Source organism: Rhizobium sp. Root482 (assembly GCF_001426565.1).
Taxonomy (GTDB): domain Bacteria; phylum Pseudomonadota; class Alphaproteobacteria; order Rhizobiales; family Rhizobiaceae; genus Pararhizobium.
The window spans coordinates 50523-66584 of sequence record NZ_LMFA01000001.1; the positions used below are offsets into that span (position 1 = coordinate 50523).

General features: G+C 60.0%; 13 protein-coding genes. 7 read left to right on the forward strand and 6 right to left on the reverse strand.

Going from position 1 to position 16062, the window contains the following annotated elements:
- Positions 1–14 precede the first annotated feature (14 nt).
- From ASD31_RS00190 to ASD31_RS00200, 3 genes are read left to right on the forward strand one after another with little or no spacing between them, the layout of a single operon-like run.
- The gene (locus tag ASD31_RS00190; RefSeq protein WP_156392443.1) at positions 15–836 is read left to right on the forward strand and encodes a response regulator transcription factor; all 822 of its coding nucleotides are present in this window, start codon (positions 15–17) and stop codon (positions 834–836) included.
- Between the two features lie 40 nt (positions 837–876).
- Positions 877–3090, forward strand: coding sequence for a GumC family protein (locus ASD31_RS00195; protein ID WP_056328004.1), 2214 nt, complete (start codon positions 877–879; stop codon positions 3088–3090).
- Complete coding sequence (locus ASD31_RS00200; RefSeq protein WP_056328006.1) at positions 3087–4361, forward strand: polysaccharide biosynthesis/export family protein; 1275 nt, start codon at positions 3087–3089, stop codon at positions 4359–4361. The genes ASD31_RS00195 and ASD31_RS00200 overlap by 4 nt, the downstream gene beginning before the upstream one ends.
- 90 nt (positions 4362–4451) lie before the next feature.
- On the opposite strand, the gene ASD31_RS00205 is transcribed toward ASD31_RS00200, so the two are convergent.
- Together ASD31_RS00205 and gmd are read right to left on the reverse strand one after the other, a co-directional pair.
- On the reverse strand, positions 4452–5453 hold the full coding sequence (locus tag ASD31_RS00205; protein WP_056328008.1) for a GDP-L-fucose synthase family protein: 1002 nt from the start codon (positions 5451–5453) through the stop codon (positions 4452–4454).
- On the reverse strand, positions 5437–6507 hold the full coding sequence (gene gmd / locus ASD31_RS00210; protein ID WP_056328009.1) for a GDP-mannose 4,6-dehydratase: 1071 nt from the start codon (positions 6505–6507) through the stop codon (positions 5437–5439). Before gmd ends, ASD31_RS00205 begins: the two co-directional genes overlap by 17 nt.
- Before the next feature lie 312 nt (positions 6508–6819).
- Between gmd and ASD31_RS00215 the strand changes: the two genes are divergently transcribed.
- The 3 genes from ASD31_RS00215 to ASD31_RS00225 are packed head-to-tail and all read left to right on the forward strand — an operon-like array spanning position 6820 to position 10489.
- Positions 6820–8079 (forward strand): glycosyltransferase family 4 protein, encoded by a 1260-nt coding sequence (locus ASD31_RS00215; RefSeq protein WP_056328010.1) that lies wholly within the window; start codon positions 6820–6822, stop codon positions 8077–8079.
- A complete protein-coding gene (locus ASD31_RS00220) occupies positions 8076–9323 on the forward strand; it encodes a glycosyltransferase family 4 protein (protein ID WP_056328012.1) in 1248 nt (415 codons plus the stop codon). Before ASD31_RS00215 ends, ASD31_RS00220 begins: the two co-directional genes overlap by 4 nt.
- Positions 9320–10489, forward strand: coding sequence for a glycosyltransferase (locus ASD31_RS00225; protein ID WP_056328013.1), 1170 nt, complete (start codon positions 9320–9322; stop codon positions 10487–10489). The genes ASD31_RS00220 and ASD31_RS00225 overlap by 4 nt, the downstream gene beginning before the upstream one ends.
- Here ASD31_RS00225 and ASD31_RS00230 read toward each other — a convergent pair.
- From ASD31_RS00230 to ASD31_RS00245, 4 genes are read right to left on the reverse strand one after another with little or no spacing between them, the layout of a single operon-like run.
- Complete coding sequence (locus ASD31_RS00230) at positions 10459–11076, reverse strand: putative colanic acid biosynthesis acetyltransferase (RefSeq protein WP_056328015.1); 618 nt, start codon at positions 11074–11076, stop codon at positions 10459–10461. The two genes, ASD31_RS00225 and ASD31_RS00230, sit on opposite strands and share 31 nt — an antisense overlap.
- Positions 11060–12331: a hypothetical protein gene (locus ASD31_RS00235; protein WP_056328017.1), complete on the reverse strand. Its 1272-nt coding sequence runs from the start codon at positions 12329–12331 to the stop codon at positions 11060–11062. Before ASD31_RS00235 ends, ASD31_RS00230 begins: the two co-directional genes overlap by 17 nt.
- Complete coding sequence (locus ASD31_RS00240) at positions 12328–12978, reverse strand: YdcF family protein (protein ID WP_082520339.1); 651 nt, start codon at positions 12976–12978, stop codon at positions 12328–12330. Before ASD31_RS00240 ends, ASD31_RS00235 begins: the two co-directional genes overlap by 4 nt.
- Positions 12978–14354, reverse strand: a complete 1377-nt coding sequence (locus ASD31_RS00245; RefSeq protein WP_082520340.1) for a glycosyltransferase family 4 protein — start codon at positions 14352–14354, stop codon at positions 12978–12980. Before ASD31_RS00245 ends, ASD31_RS00240 begins: the two co-directional genes overlap by 1 nt.
- 119 nt (positions 14355–14473) lie before the next feature.
- On the opposite strand from ASD31_RS00245, the gene lhgO reads away from it, so the two are divergent.
- Positions 14474–15718 carry an L-2-hydroxyglutarate oxidase gene (gene lhgO / locus ASD31_RS00250; RefSeq protein WP_200952117.1) on the forward strand — a complete coding sequence of 415 codons (1245 nt, stop codon included), beginning with the start codon at positions 14474–14476 and terminating at the stop codon, positions 15716–15718.
- Positions 15719–16062 lie beyond the last annotated feature (344 nt).

Below are 16062 nucleotides of genomic sequence, written 5' to 3' on the forward strand. Positions count from 1 at the left end.
CACGAGGCGTTGACGTGTCGCCACAAGGAAACGACGTTATCGATCAACCCGAACGGGGAATTGAGCAGATGTTGCAAGAGCAGAGCCGAAACGCCAAAGCATGGAACAATCCGCCCTCATTCATCGACGTCGGCGAGATGCCCTTTGCCGCTTTCCCAACGTCGATCGATATTGAGGAGGCTTGTATCGTCATCATTGATGAGCGAACGCTGAAGCGGGAATGCCTGGTCCATGCTTTTCGCGCCCATCAGAATGCTTTGAGCGCTCTTTCATTTCCCTCGCTTCAGGCCTGGCGGGACAAGCGGCAGACAATGGCGGCCGGGACGGTGCGCGCCGTGCTGTTTCATGTCAGCGACGACCGGCCGGAAGTTTCCAACGCCCTGATCTCGGACGTCGTCAAGGAGTTTCCCGATACCGCCGTCGTCGTTCTTTCGCACGAACGCGACTTCCAATCCATTCTCGAGATCATCCGGCTCGGTGCAAGAGGCTATATTCCCACCTCTGTGGATATAGACGTGTGTTTCCACGCGATCTGCCTGGCGATTTCCGGCGGACGGTTTGTTCCGGCCAGCAGCCTGATGGCGCTACGTGACAGTCTGGAATCCGTGCGTGCGCCGCAAGTTCTGGACGATCAATGGTTTACGCCACGCCAGTCCGCGGTCGCCCGAGCCTTGCGCTGCGGGAAGGCCAACAAGTCGATCGCCTACGAACTCCATTTGTCCGAGAGCACCGTCAAAGTGCATATCCGCAACATCATGCGGAAGCTTGGGGCGACCAATCGATCGGAGGTCGCCTTCAAGATCGGCGGTCTCTCTGGCCAACGTGCCAGCATTTGACTTCTCGCACGCTCCCATTCGGATGCATGAGGCTTTAGCGATGATCCGATCCGATCCGATCCACATTTCTGGCGAAACGTCACAGCCCTTCCTGCTTTCGGTGGTCGCCGAAAGAAAGGTGTTGTTTGGTTCCTGCATTGTCATCGGTCTATGCGCCGGCCTGATTGGCTATGCCGTCAGCCCGCCGCGTTACATGGCTGAGACAGTGCTGGCCCTGGACGTACGCAAACTGCAGGCGCTTCCAACGGAATCGGTCGTCTCCGCGCTTCCACAAGAGAGCCCCGTGCTGCGCACCGAAATCGACATTATCGGCTCGCGTATGATGGCCGAGCGCGTACTCCAGTCGCTGTTCGACGCGGGGACGCCGCAGGGCGGCGAGGTGCTGTCTCCTGACGCTGCGGCAACCATGGAACCAGGTCCTCGCCTGAAGGAGGCGCGCCGCATCGATCAGACTGTCGGCGCCTCGCTAGACTTGACCAGGCCGGCGATCATTCACGATCTCATGACCAATGTACGCGCCGTCAATGACGGCCGTTCCTACACGATCTATATTTCCTTCCGAAGCGGTAGCCCGCAATATGCGGCCGCCGTGGCGAATGCCTATGGGGAAGCCTATATCGCTTACCAACTCGATCTGAAAACCAGTGCCACCCGTCGCGTCAGCGAATGGCTTGGTAGTCGGCTCGTCAGTCTGCGCTCGACGCTGGAGGAGTCGGAGCGCAAGGCCACGACGTTTCGTGAAGCATCGGGATTGGTAAAGGCTAATGGTCTCACGCTGCAATCCCAGCAAATCGGCGCGCTGAATGTCGAGCTTGCCGCCATGAGGGGACGCCTTGCCGTGTCGACTGCACGGCTTGAAACTGCAGTATCTGCCGTCGCGACTGGAGACGACGGACTGTCGCTGACCGAGGTTCTCGCTTCGCCGACAATTCAGCAGCTGCGTGTGGAAGAGGCGCGCATCAGTCGGAGCGTTACGGAAATAGAGGAAAGCGGCGCGACGAAAAATCCACAAATCACGACCCTGCGATCTCAGCTTGCCTCGATCCGAAGGCAGATCGTCAAGGAAACGCACCAGATCATCGGCAGCCTGCGAAACGAGATCAGCGTGTCGCAACGGCAGCAGGCGGGCCTTGAATCGAGTCTGCAGGAGATGCAGGACGCCATGTCAAAGACGAGCGAATCGCTTGTGCACGCCGACCAACTGGATCGCGAGGCAAGCGCAAACCGGGCGATTTACGAAAGCTACCTCACACGCTACAAGCAGACGATCGAGCAGGACGGCATTGCGACTGCCGAGGCGCGCGTTATTTCACGCGCGATGCGTCCGACGCGCCCCGCCAGTCCCAATTTTACACTCTGGATGCTGATCGGGGCGATCGCGGGAACCGGGGCGGGAATGTCTCTGGCCTTGCTGCGCCATTTGACGGACCGTTCCGTGCGGTCGATTGCCACTCTGGCAGAAAAGACGGGCCTTGCCGTCGTTGGACGGATTCCCGGCTTGAGCACTGCTGACAAGTCCGTGGCCGCGACCCTCATCACCGACAGCCATTCGCCGTTTGGTGACGCCTTCGCCGATCTGCAGGCCAGTCTTCGCCTCAAGCGCAAGAGCGCTGAAGGCTATGTCATCGCCCTTACCTCCGCCACGCCGGCGACGGGAAAATCCTTCGTCACCGCCAATCTTGCCCGCTCCCTTGCAGCAATGGGCACGAGAACGATCGTGGTCGACGCCAATCTTCGCACACCGACAATCGCCGCGGAGTTTCGCATTGCCGCCGAACCCATGCTGGAAAGGGTCGTTCTCGACGGACTGCCGGTCGAGATGGCGATCCGCAGGGATGGCAGGTCAGCCGCGGATATCCTGTGTTCAGCGGCCTCTGGCCTGCCTGCCGATTTCATTTTGGGCAAGGCCCAGTTTGCGGCGTTGATCGCGATGCTCAGATCGCGTTACGACGTCGTGCTGATCGATATGCCGGCACTGAGCATCGGGTGCGACGCTGTGGGAATTGCACTTCTCTCCGACGCCACGCTGATGGTCGTGGGCATGGAACGGGTCGATTATCCTGGACTCGCCGAGCGTATCAGGAGCCTTCGGCTGGCAGGGGTGGATATCGTCGGTGTTGTGGCCAATGACCGGTTCAATGTCCGGGGCGGCGCGCCGGCGTCCAGCTCAAAGCACGTTCGCGCTACCCGGAGCCACAAGGCCGGTACATCGTTAGCCGAAAGACTATATGCCGAAGCTGGAGGCGCGCGATGATGGAGCGCTCTGTTTTGACAAGATTCTCCGTCCTGCAGACGAAAGCGTGGACGATGGCGCTCGCCTTGACATTTTGCGGCCCGGTCATGCACGGCGCAGTCGCTCAGGCGGCGACGAACCTAGCCGTCCAAGAATACAAGGTCGGCGCCGGCGATGTCCTCTCGATCACTGTATATGGCGATGCCGGTCTTACCGGGCAGTTTCCGGTTAGCGCCGATGGCACGATCGGCTATCCGATCCTGGGGACTGTCGATGTGCTCGACAAGACAGCGCCCGATATTGCCGAGCTTTTGAGGGTGTCGCTCGTCGAGCACATCGCCAACCTCTCGGTTGCTGTTGCCGTGACCGAATATGCACCGGTTTTCGTCATCGGCGACGTGCGCAATTCGGGCCGATACCAATTTCGCCCCGGTATGATCGCGCTGGAATTATTCGCACTCAGCGGAGGCCTGCGCGAAGCCACCGACAAGACGATGTCTTCCGAGCTCCAGTTGATGGTGATGCGGCAGGAGTATGTCGATGGAAATCTTCAGGTATTGGCGCAGGACGTGAAACGCGCGCGCCTGGAGGCTGAACTCAATGATGGACCGTTTGTTTACGATCTTAACGGTCAAGCGGACCCGGCGACAGCGGATGAGATCGTTCAAGCTGAACGCAGGCTTTACGAGCTGTCCGTTGCGCAGATGGAGACGGAAAAGCGCAGTCTTATTCGTCAGAAAGCCAATTTCGCCGAGGAAATCAAGACGCTTGAACAGAGCACGGCGTTGCGCGCAACCGAGTTGAAGCTGGTAACCGAGCAGGCCGATGCCTCGGCGTCTCTTGTATCGAAGGGCCTGGTTGTAAAGGCGGAGCTACGTGACCAGCAAAGACAGGTCTCGGCCGCCAATCGCGATCTACTGGAAGCTGGAGCCTATCTCGCACGCGCGCGGCAAAACGAGTCCGAAATTGACCAGCGCATTCTTTCGCTCGTCTTGAACCGACACAGTCTGGCCGCCAAGGATCTCCGCGAGGTGAATATCGATCTGGTGCGGCTTCGCCGCCGCATGGCGTTCAATCTCGAGGCAATATCGCGCATGAGCAGTGCGGCGCGGCGCGCCAGTCTGGGCGAGATCAAGGCCGCGCCGGTGTTTACAGTGGTCCGACCGGTCAACGGCGCTTACCAAGAAAGCGTTCTTCAGGAGACCGATCCAGTACGCGGCGGCGACATCCTGCGCATCACGGTGCCCCAGGTGAGCGACATGGTCATTGGAAGCCTGCAACATACGGATTAAGTGGCGGCAGCCCCGCCCGGGAAGAAAACCGCGCGACGATGGAGGGGCGACTGTGTCACCTCATATCCGGTCCGGCGTCCGACCTGACGCCTAACCACCCGTGCGGCTTGTCAGATAGGACGCTCGCGCGGAGTAGCCGGAGCGCTGCCACCTGAGATAGAGGTCGCGAATACCTTCCTTCAGTTCAATCGCTGGCCTCCATCCGAGCGCCGACACTTTCGAGATGTCGAGTCTCTTGCGCGCCGTCCCGTCGGGTTTCGATGTGTCGCAGACGATGTGCCCGCCAAAGCCCACGACCTCGGCAACGATCGTCGCGAGTTCGCGAATGGAAAGTTCCTCGCCGGATCCGATATTGATGAGGTCGGTGCCGTGATAGTGTTTCATCACATAGATGCAGCCGTCCGCGAGATCGTCAGCATGCAAAAATTCGCGGGTCGGCGTACCGGTTCCCAGGAGAATGATGCTTTGGCGGCCGGCGGCTTTCGCCTCATGCATCTTGCGCAGCAATGCTGGCAGAACATGGGCGGATTCAAGTTCGAAATTATCGCCCGGGCCATATATATTGGTCGGCATGACGGACATGAACGGTTTGCCGTATTGTGAGGCATAGGCCTCGGCCAGCTTGATGCCACAGATCTTTGCGATGGCGTACGCCTGGTTGGTTTCCTCGAGGTGCCCGCCGAGCAAGGCCGTTTCGCGAATTGGCTGTTCGGCAAATTTCGGATAAACGCAACTGGATGCCATCCAGAGATATTTCGATACGCCTATGTCGGCCGCCACCCGCATTGTATTGAGTGCGATCATCGCGTTGGTATAGAGGAATTCCACGGGATAACGCGCATTCGCCGCAATGCCGCCGACCCTTGCGGCGGCCATAAAGACCATGTCCGGACGCCGGCTTCTCATCCAGTCCTCCGTTTCGGCCTGCCGTGTCAGGTCGAGTTCACTGTGGTCCACCGTCAGGATGTCACAATCTTCTCGCTGCAGCCGGCGCACCAGCGCCGACCCCACCATGCCGGTGTGACCGGCGACCCAGACCCGCTTGCCGCGGAAATCGCAGGATGGTGCCGCCCGGTCATCCGTGAATGTCATTGCGTCCCTCCTGAAGCCGGACGTTTCTCATGTCCGATTCGACCATCTCGCTCACAAGCGCCTCGAAGGACGTCGTGTGCGTCCAGCCAAGCTTGGCGCGCGCCTTGGCGGGATTGCCGTGCAGAAGGTCCACTTCGGTCGGTCGGAAATAGCGTGGATCGATCTGGATCAGTCGGCGCCCGCTCTTTCGATCGTAGCCGCATTCTTCGACGCCCTTTCCGTTCCACTCGATCCGGCGGCCGACCACTCCGAAGGCGTGTTCGGCGAATTCTCGGATGGTATGGCACTCGCCTGTGGCCAGCACGTAATCGTCCGCCGTTTCCTGCTGAAGGATCCGCCACATGCCTTCGACATAGTCGCGCGCATGACCCCAGTCGCGGCGCGCGTTGAGATTGCCGAGACGCAGGACGTCCTGCATGCCGTGCTCGATCGCAGCAACGGCGCGGGTGATCTTTCGCGTCACGAATGTCTCCCCCCGCAGAGGGCTTTCGTGGTTGAAGAGGATGCCGTTCGAGGCATGGAACCCATAGGCTTCGCGATAGTTCACCGTCATCCAATAGGCGTACAGCTTTGCGGCCGCGTATGGGCTTCGAGGATAGAAGGGCGTTCCCTCGTGCTGCGGCGCCTCCTTCGCGCCGCCGAAGAGTTCGGAGGTCGAGGCCTGGTAGAAGCGGCACGTTTCGCCAATATCGAGCAGCCTCATCGCTTCCAGGATGCGCAGCGTGCCGAGCGCATCGGCATTGGCAGTATATTCGGGCGTTTCGAAACTGACCTGGACGTGGCTTTGTGCGCCTAGATTGTAGATCTCGTCCGGCCGCACCTGCATGATCACCCGGCACAGATTCGTCGCATCGGTCAGATCTCCGAAATGGAGATGGAAGCGTGCACCGTCCGTGTGCGGATCCTGATACAGGTGATCGATCCTCGCGGTGTTGAAGGACGACGATCTTCGCTTGAGACCGTGGACATTGTATCCCTTTCCGAGCAGCATCTCGCTGAGATAGGCGCCATCCTGTCCCGTCACGCCGATGATCAACGCAGTCTTTTCCGTCATCGTCTGCTCCTCATTGTGAGACCTGGAGATGCAAAGGGAGCTCTCCGGCTACTCCCTTCTTACAGACGGCTTTCACCCTCTTCACCTTGATCAAAAGTGTGCGGCGGATTTAAAAAGCGTCGCAGACCTGTTCAAAAGGAGGCGGTGATCGGCCGGGTCTAGTCAGTCCGGCTATTCAGTGCCGCGCAGTGGCACATTGGGTCCGTGCGCATTGACCGATTGTCGACCTTGTGCCGCTGTACAATTGCCAACATTGTTTGCCGACACGAAAGGCCGCGCCGGCGCGCGCCGCTGACCTTGGAGCGGTTCTTCATGAAAGTCGTATTCGCAAATCGGTATTTCCATCCGGATCAGTCTGCCACCAGCCGCGTCGTCTCCAAGCTTGCCTTCGCACTCGCGGCACGAGGCTTCGAGGTAACCGCGATCACAAGCCGGGCTCTGCACGACAGGACCGACGTCCGCCTCGACCGAGACGAAACCGTCTCGGGCGTGCGGATTCGACGGCTGGAAACGTCGCATTTCGGGCGAGACAGGATCGGCGGCAGGGCGCTCGACTACCTGATTTTCCATCTCGCAGCGTTTCTGTGGGGCCTCGGCAATGTGTCGAAAGGGGATGTGTGCGTGCTTTGCACGGATCCGCCCATGCTCAGCGTCACGGGAACCCTGGCCATGCGACTGAAAGGTGCGAAAGTGGTCAACTGGGTCCTGGATCTGTTTCCCGAGACCGCCATCGAACTTGGTCTTCTGCGCCGCAAGGGCGTGCTTGCCACGGTGTCGCTCTGGTTACGCGACCTGGCGTTTCGCGCCTCTGATGCCGTTGTCTGCCCGACGCGCACAATGGCGCAACATGTCTGCCGCCATGTGAAAAACAAGGCTCGGATCGTGGTTGTTCATAATTTTTCCGACACGAAGGAGATTGGCGTGGTAGCGCCGGCCGAGAACCGGCTGCGCCGTGCCTGGGGGCTAGAGGGCAGCTTCGTCGTCGGCTATTCGGGAAATTTCGGGCGTGCGCACGACTTCACAACCCTGCTTGATGCGGCGAGCCTGCTCAGAGATCGGTCGGACATCCGCTTTCTAATGATTGGCAGTGGCCAGCAGCACGCCGCTGTTGTGGAACGCGCACGGCACTTGGGGCTCGCAAACATGGTGTTCAAACCTCTGCAGCCGAGCCGCAATCTTGCCGAAAGTCTCGGTGCGGCCGATGTGCACATTGTGACGCTACTGCCGTCGCTGGAGCATTGCATTGTTCCAAGCAAGTTCTATGGCATCCTTGCTGCCGGACGACCAAGCATCTTCATCGGGACACACCAGGGAGAAGTGGCACAGGCAATCGCAGCATCGGGGTGCGGTGAGACGGTGGAGATTGGCTCAAGCGTGGCGTTGGCCGCATTGATCATCGACCTCAGCGCCGCGCCCGAGCGTTGTGCGTCCATGGCCGCCATTGCCCGGCAACTGATCGAGAACGACTATTCCGCCGACCAGGCCATCGACCGTTGGTTTGGCATTCTAAAAACCTTTGAACGTCGCTTGGAACCGAAAGCCGTGTCAACGCCCCGGAAGCTGCCGTCATGAGTGCCACCATCGTTGTCAGCCAGCTTGGCGCCCGGATGCATTATGCGGTTCCCAGGATCCTCGCCTCGCAGAAGAGCCTCGGCCATTTTTACACCGACATTTGCGCGACGAAGGGATGGCCGAAATTCGTGTCGCGAATTCCCTCCTCGCTTTTGCCCGCCGCGTTGCGACGGCTGGTTGGCCGGCGAGTTCCCGCGGAAGTGCCGTGCGAGCTGATGACGGTGTTCCCGACATTTGGACTGCGGTCCGGCGTGCGCCGGCTGCGCGTTACCAACACGTCGGAGGAGACGTCCCACGCCATTTGGGCCGGCACGACGTTTTCACGCCTCGTCTCTCGTAGCGGCTTTCATGGCGCGGTGGGACTTTACGCGTTCAGCGGCGATGCTCTCGAGCAGATGCGTGCCGCAAGACGTCAGGGCATGTGGACAGCGGTCGAGCAAATGATCGCGCCGCGCGATGTTCTAGAGGAACTGATGCTGGCGGAGAGGCAGCGGTTTCCGCAATGGGAGGGCGCAGCGCTGCGCGACCCTCTCGACAAGATTTTTGCTGCCCGCGAGCGCGCGGAGTGGCGGCTCGCGGACCGGATCATCTGCCCATCGGATTTTGTTGCCGGGCATGTCATCGCCGGGGGAACGCCTTGCGAGAAATGCATCGTTGTTCCCTACGGCGTTGATCCCACCTTCCAGCGGGATACCGGCATTCGCAAGCCTGGGCCGCTTCGGGTCCTGGTCGTTGGTGCTGTGGGACTGCGCAAGGGCTCGCCCTACATACTGGAGGCGGCGTCTCGGCTCAAAGGTTCCGCCGTCTTCCGTATGGCTGGCGCCACAAAGCTTTCGGCATCCGTCCGGTCGGATCTGGCGCGACATATCGAGCTACGCGGCATCGTTCCGCGTGCCGGCATTCACGATGAGTATCGCTGGGCGGACGTGTTCCTGCTGCCTTCTCTTTGCGAAGGTTCTGCAACCGTTGTCTATGAGGCGCTGGCGGCGGGACTGCCGGTGATCACCACGGAAAACACGGGAAGCGTCGTCCGCCACGGCGTCGAGGGCCTCGTCGTTCCCATCCGCGACGGCGAGGCGATTGCCGCGGCGATCGATCTCATGGCCTCAAATGATGCCCTGCGCCGGATGATGGGAGAAAATGCGGTCGAGCGTGCCCGTGCCTTCACGGTCGCTCGCTATGGAGAGCGGCTGCTCGCCGCCCTATCCAATCTTCCTCCGGAACGGAGCAAGACGGCGACATGAAAATTGTTCACGTCATTCATTCCATTGATGCCGAAGGTGGGGGGCTTCAGGCCGTGGCAATGCGGTTGGCGGCCGCCCAGTCCCTGATGGGCCATGATATCCACCTGGTCGGCTACGGCGATTCAAATGCCAAGGGCCGGATGTTCGAAGCGGCGCGCGCCATACCGGGCTTCGACGGGGTCTACCTTCATATCATGGCGCGCACCGACTCCATGGAACTTGTCCTGTGTCTGGACGGGCGGACTGTGCTGAACGACGTTCTTCGGCACACCGACATGGTGCACCTACACGGCGTCTGGGAGCCCATGCTTAAGCTCGCTGCCAGCCTGGCCCGCCGAGCAAAAATCCCCTACTGCATCTGCCCCGCCGGCATGCTCGATCTTTGGAGCCTGCAGCAAAAGGCCTGGAAGAAGCGAACAGCCCTGAAACTGGGTTATCGCAAGATGCTCGATGAGGCGCATTTCATTCACGCGCTAAATGCTGATGAGGTAGATTTGATGGCGCCGCTGGCTTTGAAGGCGCCCAAACATATCATTCCGAACGGCGTTTTCGCCGAGGAGTTCGCCCCCCTCCCGCAACAGGGCCTGTTCAGGCGCGATATTGAATTCGCCGACGACAGACGCTTCGTTCTGTTCCTGTCACGGCTCCATTACAAGAAGGGCCTCGATATTCTGGCGAAAGCCTTCCGGATCGTCGCAGATGCCTGCCCCGATGTCGATCTCGTCGTTGCCGGTCCGGATGGCGGCTCTTTGGCCGGGTTTACGGCACTGGTGCGCGACCTGCGACTTAGCGACCGCGTACGCATCGTCGGCCCGATCTACGGCCCGGCAAAGCTGCAGGCGATCGTCGACGCGGCGTGTTTTTGCCTTCCTAGCCGACAGGAAGGGTTCAGCATTGCCATCACCGAGGCACTGGCCTGCGGCACACCGGCGGTGATCACCCACAATTGCCACTTCCCGGAGGTGGCGACGGCGGATGCCGGCCTTGTTGTTGCGCTTGATCCGACCGAGGTGGCCGATGCGCTTATCGCGATCCTTGGCGACGTTGCGATGACGCGCCGCATGGGGAAAAACGGTCGTGCACTGGTGCTGGAAAATTACACATGGCCAAAAATCGCGGCAATGACGCTCAATGCTTATTGCGCCGAGGCGGCGGTTGATGGGTGAGCGGCTGCGGCTGCGGGCGTTCTATTGCCCACCGGTCGCGCCGGATTGCCGGCATAGATCGTCCATGCTTCCATAAGTTTGACGGTGACCCCGCGCGCGCCGAGAACGGCGCCTTCTCCCGCTATGACGCCGGGACCGACAAAGGCCTCGGCGGCGATCCAACTGTTGGCGCGCAGTTCGATCGGCCGGCTGACCAGCTCGAAACCGCTATCCTGGACATTGTGGGAACCGGTGCAAAGATGCGCGCGCTGGGAGACGATGGCAAAGGCGTGGAGACGGACGGGCGCAACATTGTAGCAGATGACTCCGGGGCCAAGCGAGGCGAACGCGCCCATCTCGAGATTGCCCGGCCACCAGACGATTGCCTTGGCATGTACGATGGCTGTCGCATGAAGTCTTGCGCCGAAAAGGCGCAGAACAGTGTTTCGCCAGCGCCTGAGGGGTGGCGGCGTCCAGCGGGCGAGCGCCAGCCAAGCGATCATCCACAGGAGACGCATCAAGCGGAAACGCAGAGCGAAGGTCGGACCGCCGAACCGGGGCAGGGTTGTGCCAGCTTCAAACGTCGGATCTTCATATCGCGACTGCACGGGGAAGGCTCCTTGGCTGCGGTCGCTCCGGACGAGCCGGAACCAATGCGATGAGAAGGGCGGGCACAAGAAACATCGCCATATGGACCCAGACCACCATAACCCAGTCGGTTTGATGGGAGACGGCGTGCATGGCCGGTACGATCGACAGAATATAGGTGATCTGACCTGCGAACATTCCGCTCTTCGCAGTCACCCAAATGCGACGGACCAAATAGGACAGCAGCAGGAATTTGAGCGTGCCAAAGTACCAGAAAGATGCAAAGGCATCCGCCATGCCGGTCTCTGTTGTACCGAGGATCGGGTCGTAGCCCCTGTCGAGCATTGGCACGTCCAGCATGAAAGACTGCTTGAAGTCTTCCCCGAATAGCTGCGCTGGAACATAATTGAAGACCAGCCTGTTCCAGTGGAACGCACCGAAATCGAACTGCAATGTCGATTGCGTGCTGTCCATTCGCAGGATCGCGTTGCGCATTTCCGGGCCGCCCTGGGTCAGCAATGTCATCGCATTCCCGACGACATCGATCTCGCGCACCTTGTTCCAAACCGGAGCGTCGTTGGCCTGTGTGATCGCGCGGTAGTCGCCCATGCTGTTCATCAGCAAAGTTCCCAACACGACGACCGCTAGGACCACCGCCCGACGCAGCAACCATCCGCGGTAGAAGTAGTAGGCGAGCGCGAAGATCGCGAACATCTCAACTGCTTCGGCGCGTTTTCCGGTAACAACAATCCGGTCGAGATAGAAGACAAGATCGAAACACACGATCAGGAACGACATCCAGGTGAAGCGGCGGGCCATGCAAAGCACGGCGATCGCCAGTCCATAGCTGAGAAACCGGCCGAAGAAGATGTAGACCACCGGAGCGCCCGTCATTTGCACGGCAATGGTCATGTCGCCGGGCAGTCGGCTTAGTTGAAAATAGAAATAAGCGCCGCAAAGCGACAGCATGAGGGCTGCCACCAGCAGCCGGAATTCATCGAATTGCACATTCATGAACCGAAGGGGCTTTGCATTTTTCCGCCAGCCAAGCCAGCACATGAAGAGACAAGCAATCGAGAAGGCAACGGTCCTGTTGAAGGCGCCGTCCGCCAGAAAGTGATCCTCGGCGAGGCCGGGAACCTGTGGAATGATGAAGCTGAAGGTCATGACGCCAACGAGAAACGGAAACTCAAACAGGCGTTCACGCCGGATCATGCCCCAGCCGAGCAGGAACGACACCATAGCCAATAAACCGGATGTCAGTAGCCAGTTCATCCCACGGCCCGCCTGTCGAACGCGACCGAAACGGTGTCTTGCGCCTTGAGTCCCAGGGTGCGCAACCGGTACCAGATCGTCTTTGGATATTCCTTGAACACCTGCCAGCCCTCAAAGTCCAACAGCAACCGACGATAGGTCATCTTGGGTTCTGCCGGCGATGACATCCAATCGACGCCTGGCACGATCGCCTCGAAACATCTCATGGCGCGGCGCGAGTGAAACCAACTCGTGACGAGCACGCCCCGGCGAACGCCCATGTGCTTGAGGAGCGGCGCTGAAAATTCGGCATTCTCCCACGTGGAAGCGGAATCGCACTCCAGGACAACGGCCGTTTCTGATACGCCATCCTGCATCATCCAATCCATAATGTCCTTGCAGTCGCCACGACCGGTTACGAGGATTCGGTCTGCAACGCCTTGGCGCCATAACAATGCGGCCTGTCGCGCCCGCACTGGACCGTCCCCGCCCAGAACGACGATAATGTCCGCATGCCTATCCGGGGTGCGCACTGTCAGCAGCGTTTCGGCGCCCCGAAGGGCCAGGGCATAGGTGCTTGCGGACACGCAAAAAAGCGCAACGAGGGCGAATGCCGCCGGCGCAATCTTGCGTTGCCTCAATCCAGGAGCTGCAAGGCTCGCCGCCATCAAAGCCACCCGCGTCCGAGCCCGGTTTGGGAACCTGCTGCGCGGGTCGGTGGCGCCACGACCGGCAGTGATGTCAGAGAAACGACGCTCGCCGACATATCCGAAGCCACCAGCATGGGTTTGGCTGGTGCATTGCTCCCAGCATCAGATATCGGCCCAACGTCGAATGTCTGTATCTGGGCGATCCGAGCGAGTGTTGGGCTTTGTCCGTTCATCGTGCCTGATACGAGTGCGACGAAAGCCGTATGGACGGCGACTGGCATCAGCAGACCGATGGTCATGACCGTATCTGATATTCCCAGATCATGGCCGATATAGCCCCAGCCGCCGCACAGCGTTGATGCCGCTAGAATGATCAGCGTCGTATGTGCAGGTGAGAAGCCCTGGTCGAGCAAAAGGTGATGCATGTGCCAGCGGTCCGCCGACATCGGACTGCGCCGAGCCCAGGTCCGGCGAACCATCAGGCTTAAAGTGTCGATCACAGGAACGATAATGATCCAGGCCAACACGGGAAATGCGATGGCGTTCGGGCCGCATGACAGGCGCAAGATGAGATAGGCAATGGTTGCGCCGAGTGCCGTGCTTCCGGCATCGCCGAGAAACACACTGGCCCTTTTGCGAAAGGGGCTTCGCATGTTGAAGAACAGGAATCCAAAGATTGCCGCCATCAGCATCTCGATCGGAAAGATGAGCGTCCCGTCGCCGGCTTCTGCCGCAAAGAGCATCAGCCAGGGCAAGGCCATGGCCGCTGAACCGCCGGCCAGTCCATCGACGCCGTCCAGCATGTTCCAGGCATTGATCGACCCGGACACGAAGACAATCGCAAAAACGAAAACCACAGGCACCGGGCCTATGTCTGCTGGAAAAAGCGTACCGAAGGAAATGGTCGACAACGGCAGGGCGTTGATGAGCAGTGCGGCTGCGGCAAACTGCAGGGAGAGCCTAAGGCGGGCGGGGAGTGCATGCATGTCGTCGACCATGCCGACAATGACGATTACGGCAAGGCCGATCCAGGCGACCGCGTCGAGCACGTCGTGCGCGCCCGAAAAGAAAAGGCTTGCCGTGAAAACTGAGAAGATGCAAACGCCGCCGCAAAGCGGGATCACGCCTTCGTGCTGCTTGCGCGCGTCGGGATGGTCGATCAGCGCGAGATGGACAGCGGCGCGACGCATGATGCTGATCAGCAAGACGCTTAGGGTGATCGTGCCGATGATGCTGATCGAAAGAGCGAACATGATCTTGCTCCGGATTTTGGCGTGGGACGAGCCGGTGATTTTTGGCGGACGGTTGAAATGTGTCGAGCAGGGGTGTGCGTCACGATAGCGAAGTAGCCCGGGGGCGTTAACGTGACCGAAAGGAGAGGGGGGATCGTCCATTCGGAAGGGCGCACATCCATTCAGGGCATTGTCTCGTGCGGACAACCGGCTTAGCCTTGGCTTCTCCGCTCTTACGGGAAGGCGGCAAGGCCTGGGTCGAATGAGGAGAAACGTTTGTGATCCACGATTTTTGCGTTGTCGGCGCAGGCATTGTCGGGCTGGCGACCGCAGCCGAACTTCTTCGCCGCTGGCCCGACGCCAGCGTCGTTGTTCTTGAGAAGGAACCCCACGTCGCGGTTCACCAGACAGGCCACAACAGCGGCGTCATCCATGCGGGGATCTACTACAAGCCCGGGAGCGTGAAGGCGGATTTTTGCCGCCGTGGCGCAGAGGCGACCCGCGACTTTTGCGACCAACACGCGATCGCCTATGAAACACGTGGCAAACTGGTCGTTGCAACGACGCAGACAGAGAGGCAAGGGCTGGATCAACTGGAGGCGAATGCCCATGCCAACGGGATCGGTGTCGAGAAGATCGACGCAGTTGAGCTTCGCCGCCGCGAGCCCCGCCTCTCAGGCCTCGCGGCGCTGTTCGTGCCCGAGACGGGCATCGTCGATTACTCCCAGTTATGTGACGCGCTCAGTCGCTCCCTTGTTCGGGCCGGCGGTGAGCTCGTTCTCGGCGTCGAGGTTGAGGCCATTTCCGAAACAGGTTCCTGCGTCATTGTCCATGCAGGCGGCAGGACGTGGCGGACCTCCAACTTCATCGCCTGCGCGGGCCTGCAGTCCGACCGAATAGCTCGCCTCGCCGGACTTCCTGTCGATTATCGGATCATCCCTTTCCGGGGCGAATACTACGACGTCGTTCAGCAGGAGCGCACGCGCGTCCATCATCTGATCTATCCCGTCCCGTCCCCCGACTTGCCCTTTCTCGGCATCCATCTAACGCCCACCATCCACGGCGGACTGACGGCCGGACCCAATGCGGTTTTGGGCCTCGCCCGCGAAGGTTATCGGCGGGGCTCGCTAGACATTGGGGATGTCGCAGACTACTTGTCCTTCCCTGGATTCTGGCGGCTCTTGCGCCGGCACTGGCGATCTGGTCTGGGTGAATGGAAAAACTCCCTTTCGAAGCCGCAATATGTTGCGGAATGTCGAAAGTTTCTTCCGGAGCTGAAAGACGACGATCTTCAGCCCCGCGCGGCCGGCATTCGGGCCCAGGCGGTAACGCGCAGTGGCGATCTGATCCACGACTTCCTGTTTCTGGACACGGCGAGAATGGTCCACGTCTGCAACGCCCCTTCGCCAGCCGCAACCTCTGCGATCCCCATCGCCCGTCACATTGCCGATCTCGTTCAAAAAAAGGACGCGCTCCCACGCTCGGTCACGGTAGGACGGCAGTTCGACGATGCGGGCCTATCTTGAATGGCACCGCGTCATTGCATGCATCACTTTCAAGGATTGCGCGTTAAACCGCGCCGCGAGGGCGGCCGCAATTGTCTCGACGCTGACACGCGGATTGTTTACACTATAGCTCTTAGCTCGACTTTGTAGATTATGCGGCAAGCACAGTGCCTGTGTCATGCGCTTGACGCGGCTTGATTGGGATTTGGGAATGTCCGGGTCTGGCGGGTATTGTCGATAGATGCCCTGGTCCCAAAACGTCATGCGGGCTGCGCCGATTGCGTCCGAGAAGGGTGACGTTCGTTTTCGTGTACCATGCTGCGGTGTCACCGACGGATGCTTTTCAAGCCAAGCGCGAAGATGCG

Excerpts from the sequence above, each read along its gene's own strand:
- ASD31_RS00195 (WP_056328004.1), top strand. The coding sequence starts at position 877 with ATGATCCGATCCGATCCGATCCACATTTCTGGCGAAACGTCACAGCCC.
- ASD31_RS00200 (WP_056328006.1), top strand. The coding sequence starts at position 3,087 with ATGATGGAGCGCTCTGTTTTGACAAGATTCTCCGTCCTGCAGACGAAA.
- ASD31_RS00205 (WP_056328008.1), bottom strand. The coding sequence starts at position 5,453 with ATGACATTCACGGATGACCGGGCGGCACCATCCTGCGATTTCCGCGGC.
- gmd (WP_056328009.1), bottom strand. The coding sequence starts at position 6,507 with ATGACGGAAAAGACTGCGTTGATCATCGGCGTGACGGGACAGGATGGC.
- ASD31_RS00215 (WP_056328010.1), top strand. The coding sequence starts at position 6,820 with ATGAAAGTCGTATTCGCAAATCGGTATTTCCATCCGGATCAGTCTGCC.
- ASD31_RS00220 (WP_056328012.1), top strand. The coding sequence starts at position 8,076 with ATGAGTGCCACCATCGTTGTCAGCCAGCTTGGCGCCCGGATGCATTAT.
- ASD31_RS00225 (WP_056328013.1), top strand. The coding sequence starts at position 9,320 with ATGAAAATTGTTCACGTCATTCATTCCATTGATGCCGAAGGTGGGGGG.
- ASD31_RS00235 (WP_056328017.1), bottom strand. The coding sequence starts at position 12,331 with ATGAACTGGCTACTGACATCCGGTTTATTGGCTATGGTGTCGTTCCTG.
- ASD31_RS00240 (WP_082520339.1), bottom strand. The coding sequence starts at position 12,978 with ATGGCGGCGAGCCTTGCAGCTCCTGGATTGAGGCAACGCAAGATTGCG.
- ASD31_RS00245 (WP_082520340.1), bottom strand. The coding sequence starts at position 14,354 with ATGGACGATCCCCCCTCTCCTTTCGGTCACGTTAACGCCCCCGGGCTA.